The 9,977-nt window shown below is 29.3% G+C and carries 8 protein-coding genes; all 8 read right to left on the bottom strand.

What is annotated here, in order from left to right; all coding sequences use genetic code 11:
• A partial coding sequence (locus CCO88_RS06190; RefSeq protein WP_002839752.1) for a hypothetical protein occupies window positions 1-1,531 on the bottom strand: 1,531 nt, incomplete at its 3' end.
• Complete coding sequence (gene hddC / locus CCO88_RS06185) at window positions 1,503-2,186, bottom strand: D-glycero-D-manno-heptose 1-phosphate guanosyltransferase (protein ID WP_002839750.1); 684 nt, start codon at window positions 2,184-2,186, stop codon at window positions 1,503-1,505. The genes hddC and CCO88_RS06190, both read right to left, overlap by 29 nt.
• Window positions 2,174-2,779 carry a D-sedoheptulose 7-phosphate isomerase gene (gene gmhA2, locus CCO88_RS06180; protein WP_002839748.1) on the bottom strand — a complete coding sequence of 202 codons (606 nt, stop codon included), beginning with the start codon at window positions 2,777-2,779 and terminating at the stop codon, window positions 2,174-2,176. The genes hddC and gmhA2 overlap by 13 nt, the downstream gene beginning before the upstream one ends.
• A complete protein-coding gene (hddA, locus tag CCO88_RS06175) occupies window positions 2,767-3,786 on the bottom strand; it encodes a D-glycero-D-manno-heptose 7-phosphate kinase (protein WP_025443280.1) in 1,020 nt (339 codons plus the stop codon). The genes gmhA2 and hddA overlap by 13 nt, the downstream gene beginning before the upstream one ends.
• A gap of 3 nt (window positions 3,787-3,789) precedes the next feature.
• Window positions 3,790-4,821 carry a GDP-mannose 4,6-dehydratase gene (locus CCO88_RS06170; protein ID WP_002839744.1) on the bottom strand — a complete coding sequence of 344 codons (1,032 nt, stop codon included), beginning with the start codon at window positions 4,819-4,821 and terminating at the stop codon, window positions 3,790-3,792.
• Window positions 4,818-5,873 (bottom strand): GDP-L-fucose synthase family protein, encoded by a 1,056-nt coding sequence (locus CCO88_RS06165; protein ID WP_002839742.1) that lies wholly within the window; start codon window positions 5,871-5,873, stop codon window positions 4,818-4,820. The genes CCO88_RS06170 and CCO88_RS06165 overlap by 4 nt, the downstream gene beginning before the upstream one ends.
• Before the next feature lie 3 nt (window positions 5,874-5,876).
• Complete coding sequence (locus CCO88_RS06160) at window positions 5,877-6,419, bottom strand: dTDP-4-dehydrorhamnose 3,5-epimerase family protein (RefSeq protein ID WP_002839740.1); 543 nt, start codon at window positions 6,417-6,419, stop codon at window positions 5,877-5,879.
• Window positions 6,419-9,977: tetratricopeptide repeat protein (locus CCO88_RS10440; protein WP_002839738.1), on the bottom strand; the 3,559-nt coding region annotated here is incomplete at its 5' end. The genes CCO88_RS06160 and CCO88_RS10440, both read right to left, overlap by 1 nt.

The following is a 9,977-nucleotide window of genomic DNA, read 5'->3' as shown; positions in this document are numbered from 1 at the left end:
ACTGTTTTTTTGAGCAGTATTCTTGATATATTTTCTTCTTATTTATATATTTAATTTTGGTATTTTCATCTAAAAATACAACAACTTTCTCTAATAAAATATCTGCGATATCAATTAAATTTGCCTGCTCAAAAATCTCAATTAATTCTAATAAAAATGACTGCCATGACTGTTTGTATTTACTCAAATCTTTTATAGAATCAAATATCCATTGCAAGACCACCTCATTATTGTTAGGAATACTATCATTAAATTCGAGTTTAAAGTATTGACACATAAGAGAAAAAATATACTCCCAAGATATATGAAAATTTTGAAACGCTGAATATCTCATTGCGACAACATCTTGAATTCTATCTAATTCAATGACAATAGTATTTTCATTCTTCATCCCCAAATTATATGTATTTGAATTACCAATAATAATACCTGGCTTTCTACATATTCTAGATGGAACTATAGGAGCAGTCCCTCCACTTGCAATAAAAAAATCAATTTCATTTGCATAATAAATTTTTGTTTTATAATCAACTCCTATTAATGGCACAAACTCATATTTATTTTTTGAAACATCTTTCAAAGAAATTTTAATTTTATCATATATTCGATAATCCTGTTTATAATCAATAACTTCACCTTCTTTTGCAGTAATACCATCAAAAAAGACTCTAATATTAGAATAATATTTTAATAGTTCTTTTATTATATTAACATAACCACTTGTTTGCTGAAGCCAAACTCTTTTTTCAGAACATATTGAAAACCATAAATTTAACTCATATTTTTTATTATTTATATAACTTTTACTATCCAAAGAGTTTTTTAACATCTGCTTCTCTAGGTAATCATCCAAAATATCGGCTATAGTCGAACTTATTTTTGCATAAGCAGATCTAGAACCAATCTGATTTACACAAATTCCTGTTGGAAAAACATACACTAAACCTTCTGAAGTTTTCTCTGCATGATTTGGAATAAAAAAAGAACTATTATTGAAAATCTTTTTAGGTTTATCTATGCTATAAAAATATCTCAATTGATCATAAAAATGATGAAAAGGTCTATTTTGAGATAGTATATAGCCAAATTCTATATCTTTAAATGAAAATACACTAGGAGAAATTTGAGACAATTTATCTATTTGATTTAGTAAATCAGTTTGCATTACACTAGATATTATATATAGCTTATTCTCAACTATTATACTATCAACTAAACTTTGACACTGTCCTATAATCCAAGGATATTTATTCTCCTTATCGATCATAAAAATAAAATTAGCTGAATTTAACTGAATAGAAAAAATAGCTCTAGTTGTAATATAATTCAAAATGGGATGTTTCAATTCAAAATATTTTTCTTGATTTTTCAAATTCCAAAAATTTACAAAATATTGGATATTATTATTAATATAAGCTTCCCTAATATCAGCGATTTCTCCTTTGTATGTTTTATAATCATAAATTGTTTTATTATTTAAATAAAATTCAAAATTTTTTAAACTAGATAATAATTTTTCTACCTTTGTCATTTATAAATTCCTTATAATCTTTCGGTACTCCAATATCTATAAAATAATCATCAAAAATTTGAGTTTGTATTTTTAATGTTTTATAATTTTCTTGCAAAAATTCTTCAAAAGAAAATTTCCTCTCTAAACTAAAATTATTAAAAATATCTTTTTTTAGCAAGTATACGCCACCATTGATTAAACCTTGCTTTTTAAACACCTTTTCTTCAAAAGATGTCACGATACCTTGCTCATCAACATTGACCGTACCATATCTATCAAAATTTTGCATTTGTTTTAAAGCTATGCAAATTTTACTACTGTTTAAAACAGGCTTTTTTAGATCAATATCAAAAAAAGTATCTCCATTTAAAACATAGACTTCATTTTTTACAAATTTTAAAGCATCTTTTATAGCTCCACCTGTACCCAAAAGCTCTTTTTCGATGTTATAGTGTATTTTCATGCCATGAAATTCATCTTTGAAATACTCTTGAATCAGTTCATATTTATACGAAACACTTAGAATAATCTCGGTAATTCCTTGCTTTTTCAAATACTCTAAAACAAAAGCTAAAAAGGGTTTTCCATTGATCGGTGCCATAGGTTTTGGAAGATCTTGCACTACACTTCTAAGCCTAGTACCAAGGCCTCCGGCTAAAACTATAGCTTGCAATCAAACCCCTTGCCAAAAATCTCTTCTTCTACTATAGCGCAGATAATATGTCCTATCAAAATATGTGCTTCTTGAATTCTTGGTGTGCAAGATGATGGCACTTTGATGCAATAATCACAAAATTCATTCATGGCTCCCCCACTAGCTCCAGTTAAACCTATGCTTAAAATCCCTTTTTTCTTGCAAACCTCTAAAGCTTTTAAGATGTTTTTACTATTTCCACTTGTAGAAATTCCAATAAAAACATCCCCGCTCACACCTTGAGCTTGCACTTGTCTAGCAAATAAATTTTCATAGCCATAATCATTGCCAATAGCTGTCAATACGCTCGTATCTGTTGTTAAAGCTATACTTGCAATACCTGGTCTATCAAAGTAAAATCTACTTACAAACTCCCCTGCTATGTGCTGTGCATCAGCTGCGCTTCCTCCATTGCCTGCTAGTAAGGTTTTATGGCCATTTTTGTAAGCACTGATAACTTTTAAAGATGCTTCTTTGATCAAATTGATTATATTATCATCATTTAATATTTTATCTTTAACATCAATCGAATCACTAAAATGAGATTTTATATATAGGTTTAAATTTTCCATGATTTTGCCCCCTCTTTCGTAAAATAAAATTCCTGTACATAGCCTTGCTGTTCATTTAAAATTTTTTTAAGCTTATATTTTTTCACAGGATCTACCATAAAAAACATAAATCCTCCAGCACCTGCTCCGCTTGTCTTGCCACTATAAGCACCATTTTCCATAGCTAAATGATAAATCCTTTCAAGCTCATCATTGCTAATGATTTCAGAAATAATCTTTTTTGATTGCCAAGATTTACCTAAAATTTGTGCTATTTTTTCAAAATCAGCTCTAAATAGCGCCTCTTTCATGTCTAATGCATCTTGTTTTATCGCATGCATAGCATTAAGCGAATTTTCATCTCCTAGTTTTCCTTTTTTATGCTCTTCTATATCTTTTGCTTCTCTAGTGATATTCGTAAAATAAAGTAAAACTCTAGCTTCAAGCTCACTTGCTATCCAGTTTTTAATGCGTAAAGGATTGACTATAACTCTTTTTTGATCATAAAATTCCATAAAATTAAATCCACCAAAAGTCGCAGCGTATTGATCTTGTGCACCTCCTACTATACCCATATCTTCTCTTTCTATCTCATAAGCCAAACGAGCGATTTCATACTCACCTAAAGGAAGATTGAGCCATTCTGCAAATGCTTTGATGATACCTACTACCAAAGTAGAACTACCCCCTAGCCCGCTACCACTTGGTACATCTGAATAAGTATGCAAAGAAAAACTTAAAGGTCTTTTAATATAGTCTTTTATCAAGCGATTATAAATCGCTTTGTAAAGATCTAATTTACCATCATTTTCTAAAAACTCTTTACTTTGATACTGTACTTTTATGCCAGTATCAGAAGAGTCAAAAATGATTTTTTGATCATTTCTTTCTGTCAAAGTACAATGCACATAAAGAGATACTGTCGCATTTAAAACATAACCTGTATATTGATCACAATATAAATTTATATCAGTACCCCCACCAGCTAATCCTAGGCGTAACGGAGTTTGAGAACGGATTATCATAATTTACTACCTATTAAGCGGGATTCTGCCCATGGAGATTTCTTTTCTCCAATGATTTAGCAAATCTTCAAACATTTTTCTGGCTGGAATTTCTGGCTTCCAATTGATATAACTTTTGATTTTGGTATTATCAAACATTTGATAGTCTGCATCAATAGGTCGTAATCTTTCTTCATCTTCTTCCACTTTGATATCTTTTCTTGTAGAAAAACCTAAAAGTATATCAATAACTTCAGGAAGCTTAAAGGCTTCTTCGCCAGCTATGTTAAAAGCTTCTCCACAAGGAACATTGCCTTTTTCACTTTCTAATGAAAGTAGATAATAAGCTCTTATAGCATCACGACAATCTTGAAAAGTTCTTACGCTAGATAAATTTCCTACTTTTACAACAGGCTCTTGATACCCTGCTTCGATCAAGGCAATCTGCTTTGCAACTGTGCTTTCAAAAAATACATCGGAGCGTCTTGGACCACTATGAGTTCCCATTCTGGTAACATATGTTTTTATACCATAAGCTTCACCATAAAATCTTCCTAGATAATCCGTACCAATTTTGCTTATACTATAAGGACTTGCACCATGAAAAGTCGTATCTTCATTCAGCTTGATACCCACTTTTGCTCTACCGTAAACTTCGCTAGAAGAGCAAATATGTACCACAGGATCATAGCCATCTTTAGCTTTTAATAATCTAATATTTTCTAAAATATTTGCTGTGCCTATGATGTTTGTCTGTAGAGTTTCTATAGGTATATCAAAAGAAGTTTTTGGGTAAGACTGTGCGGCTAGATGAAAGATCACATCGGGTCTTTTACTTTCAAAAAGCTTTTGAATACTTGAGTAATCATTCAGATCTGCATAAAAAATGCTGATTCTATCTTTTTTGTTTATTCTATCGCTTAAATGATAGATATTATCCATGCTCTCTTGCCAACGCATCATACCTATAACATCATAGTTTGTATTTTCTAGTAAAAAGTCTGCCATTTGCGAGCCAACTTGGCCCGTAAAACCAGTAATTAATGTTGTTTTTTTCATTTTACTCCCGTACCTCTTTTATTGTTTTGAAGATAATCTTCATACATCATTTTAATACCTTCCTCAAGTTCTATTTTATGTTTCCATCCTAAAGAATGAATTTTAGAGCAATCAAGCAATCTATTCATAGGACTATCTGGCTTGCTTATATCAAATTTTATTTCACCTTTATATTGCGTAATTTCTTTTATCAAAAGAGCTAGCTCTGCAATAGACAAATCGCTTCCAGTGCCTATATTAATATGTGTATTTTTTATATTATTTTTAGACAAATCACTGAAATTAACATGTTTCATTATATACATACAAGCATCCACTAAATCATCTGAATGTATAAACTCTCTTCTAGTTTTGCCGGCCCCCCAAAGTTCTATATATTCCTCATAAATTCCGTTTGTCTTAAGATAGCTTATCGCTTTGCTTTCATCTTGTAAGTTGAGATCCAATAAAATATCGCCGTATTTCTTTTCATTAAGTAGTTTTGCCAAATGAAATTTTCTAAGCATTGCTGGTAGCACTCTAGCTGTCTTTAAATTAAAATCAGCTGTTTTTCCATACAAATTAGTTAAAGCAACCGAAATAAAATTAGTATTATATTGCAAATTATAAAATTCACACATTCTAACTCCAGCAATTTTTGCCAAAGCATATGGCTCAGCATTATATTCTAATTCGCTAGTAAGCAAACTATCTTCTTTTATGGGATTTTGGGTATATTGTGGATACATCCAAGAACTACCAAAAAAAATTAATTTTTTAACATTTGAAAGATATGAGTTATGAAAAATATTATTCTGTATTGTTAAATTTTCATATAAAATATCAGCTGGAGCCCTAACTCCTAAAGCACTCATTTTAGCTGCCGCAAAAAAAACATATTCTGGCTGATTATCATCGAAAAAATTTTTAACAGCATCAAAATCAAGTAAATCCAACTCTTCTCGAGTCGCATAAATTAAATTATCAAAACCTAAATTTTGTAATTTTTCCATTATGGCACTTCCTGCCGAACCCCTATGACCTGCTATATAAATTCTAGAATTTTTTTCCATATTTTAACCCTTATTTACTGCCAAAACATCTCGATCTGAAAGAATAGGCGAATTTGTTGGCCAATTTATACCAATTCTCTCATCATTCCAAGCATAAGTAAATTGATCATCAGCATCCACATACTCTCCTAAATAAGCACATTTGTAATAATATACAGCACTTTCACTACTTACATAATGAGCATTTCCAAAACCTGCTGGCACTAGGATAATTTGCTGGTTGTCTTGATTTATAATAAATTTTTCATGTTTTAAATAAGTAGGTGAATCTTTTCTACAATCAACAACCACCTGATGCACTTCTCCATAAACACAAGTAGCCAATTTGTAAGTTTTTACATCACCATGAATACCACGAATAACATTGTGTTTAGAGTGTATAAATTTATCATGTATAAATTTTAACCCATTTGGCAAAAGCTTATCTATAGTCTCACTTGTAAAAGCCGTCCAAATCTCACCTCTTAAATCTTTAAATTTATTTGGAGTTATAATATGCACTCCTCTTAAAATTTTTGATTCTTGTACATCAAATTCTATAGCCATTATTTTCCTTTTTTGTATTTTTTTACCAAAAGATAGAATTCCCAAGGCAATATTAAAAAAGCACCTTTGTACCATTTTTTATAACTTTGAATCAAAAGATCTCCTATCTTATACGAAAGTTGGTTTTTAATCCTTAAAGCATCTTGATAATCACTGTAAGTCTCAAGACTAGGATAATTATAATTTTTCCAAACCATTCTCTCTTTTCGATATTTACCAATTACCTTATATATGCAAATAGGAATTTTATAAATTTTATTCTTATTGCGTATAAACTCAACCCCTAAAGAATAACTTAAATGACACTTTACCCTAGCTACAGCTCCTATATTTTTTTCATTTGAGCGACTTTTTTTTTTAAAAATAGATAATTTATCCTCCAATAAATGAAAACGAACATAATCGGCTTTTTTAATATCTCCAAAAAACATAAAAATTCTAAATGCGACATATAAAATATTTGGATATTCTTTTTGTTCAAAATTTCTATAATATTCATACTCTAATGTAAAACTTCCCATAGAATACTGCAATAATGTTGTAAAAAATTCTTCGCAACGCTCAGTAATAATTTTTTCCAACATCATATTCACAGTGTGATAATCTTTGAGTCTAAATAGACAATCTAATATATAGATGCGATAAGCATCATTGTCATAGTCCAACTCTAAGGCTTTATTTAAAAATGACATTGATTTTTCAATATCTCTATCTCTAAATAATTCAAAAAGTCTAAAATAAGCCCTAGCATCTTGGAAATTATGCAATGTGATTTTTGATAAATTTGCTTGTATAATATCTGCTTGTTCCACCTGAGTATAAATATCATGATAGGAAATTAAATTATTTTTTCCTGCTATCATCATAGCAACTTTGGAAAATACAGATTCCTTTGCAGAGTAAATTTTTTCAGCTCGAGACATTAAATTAATTTCAAAGAAACTTCTTTCCATTTCATTATAAGTCTTATCTATAAATTCATCTACAAGAAATATCTTCTCAAAAGCAGTTTTTTGAAAATACTCCACGAGGGCCTTATTAGCATTCAAATCCTGTCCAAAAACAATAATGCTGTAGCCACTTGCCAATTCTTTGGTTACAATATCCAAAGCAATTTCATATGGAAAATATCTCTCTTGTACTACATTCCAACCAGGAGCTTTCCTAATCTTCGAAAAAATTATATCTCCACCTCTAATATGTAATGCAACAAACTTATTAATTTTTACTACTCTAGAATCTTGAATTATTTTTTCAAATCCATCTGAAAAACCTATCGTGCTATAAATTCTAGAAATTTCTTTCAAACATTCTTTTTCAACACACTCATTCAACCAATTACTAGGAAGAATATCGGTAGAATACCAACCCCATTCTGTCTCAAAATTAGTCTTATTTTGAATCTGTTCAAAGGTAGAATTTTTCTTACGAATTTCCATTCCATGATTTTCATTAACACAAGCACTATCAATCAAATACTCTTTAATAAAATCTAAATTAAAAACAGCATCTACCTCATCCATTGCATTACCAAGATAATTAATCTCTTTAGTATTTTGCGAATCGGTTATACCCATAAAGGCCAAATCTATAGAATTGGACCATGTAAATCCAAAATTAAAATTACATTTTTTTGCCAAATACATCCCAACCAAAATACTAGCTAATCTCATACCTAAACCATCGGGTTTTGAAGAGATAATATATCCATTTTTATTCCTTGAAAAAATTTCAATCTTTGACAATTCTAAAGCACCTCTTTCTATTGAAATTTTAACATATCTTGCGCTCAAGCACTCAGACAGAACTAATTCACAATAATAATCATTATATTTCCAATAAAATTTTTCCCTCGATATTGCAGTCCAATGAATACCATCTATCGAAAAAGAAATATCCATCCCTCTTAAGTATTTTCTCTTAAAATGATTTTTAACATTGATAATTCTTATTTTTTCCAATACACAAACTTTACACAAATCAACAACAAACCAAGGCCAATTAGTAAAACAAGTTTTATACGATTTAACTCCAGAATAATCCTGGCTGACTATCATATTCGGATTATGTCTATAATCTAATTCGTCGATACTACTTTGAAATACTCGTTTATTTAAAGCAATATTCACCAGATTTTCATCTTTCCATATAAATTGTCTCTTTAATAAAATTCCTTGACTATGGATAGAAGTTGATATATTTTTTTTGCTATTTTGATGCTGTTTATAGCATTTATAAATATAATAAGGCAAATATATATATGATCCCTTATGCCAATTTTTATTTGCTTTCAGAATCAAATGTCCTATTTTAAATGACAAGTGCTCTCTAACTTTCCAAATATCATCAAAATCAGGATATGATTCTAATTTTGGCAAAGATAATTCTGGGTTTTTTTTGATTAATTTTTGATATTCTTTTTTTTCATTTTTAAATTTCAAAATTAATTTAAAAATAAAATAAGGTAAAAATATTAGACCAAAAAAATTCTGGGATTTTTCCAAAACTAATTTCCCTAATCTGTAAGTAAGTTGTTTTTGAATTCTATCTCTAGCAAAACCATATTTGCATATAAAATCATATTCTGGATATCTATCTTGATTTTCTTGATATAATGGTTTATGATTAGATAAAAATTTTAAAGTATCCCTAGGATCTTTTTCAAAATCTCTCAAATCAAAATGCCAAAAATATAGATACATAAAAATTGCCTCTTCAAGCATTTGTCCCTTTTTATCATCTAGCTTATTTTTGATAAATTCTCGAATATAAAATGCATTAAAAAAATTACTACTTTTTGCATGATAATGCTTAGCTTTTTTAATATCACCATTGAAATCATAGCACAAATTTTCAATATAAGGAGTAATATTGTCTTTGGTTATTTTCTTATCGTAAGCAGCAGTTGAAGATGAACGAATTCTATAATAATATAATTGTGATGGAAATATGTAAATGTTTTCAGCTTGTATAAAAGATAGAATGCCAAAATGAACATCTTCATGGATAAAACCATCTAAAAATTTAAGCTGAATTCTTTTTAAATAAGAAAAAGAATAACAAGCAGCGCACACACACCAAAATGGCAAAGTAGACTGAATTTTAATCATTCTTTCTAGCCACTGCTGAACATTTATAATTTCAGGAGCAAAATATTCATAAATTTGCATTTGTGTTTTTGTTAAATTTTCAACATTTTCATAATGATTTTTATCAATATTATCGTAAAACATCTTATAATCAAACCAAATCAAATCGACATCTTGGCATCTAATCACACACTGCTCTACCGCATCCAAACGCCAATAATCATCGGGATCTAAAAAGATAATATAATCTATATTAGGATAAGTAAATTTTGTTAGATCTTTTTCGTTGTTAAAAGCTTTATAACTTTTATATACAGTATATATTTCGTAAGGATTATTATCTTCTAGGTTAAATTCTATTAAAGAATTTTCTTTGATGGTTTGGGTTTTGTTTTTAAGTTTGTATTCTCCGCTAAAGTATTCTATACCTACATTTCTAGCACTACTTTGTCCACCATTTTTTTTATCA

Origin of the sequence: Campylobacter coli LMG 9860 (assembly GCF_000254135.1) — a bacterium.
In the GTDB taxonomy this organism is placed as follows: Bacteria; Campylobacterota; Campylobacteria; order Campylobacterales; family Campylobacteraceae; genus Campylobacter_D; species Campylobacter_D coli.
The sequence above is the reverse complement of the archived record's forward strand: the minus strand, read 5'-3'. Positions and strand labels throughout refer to the sequence as shown.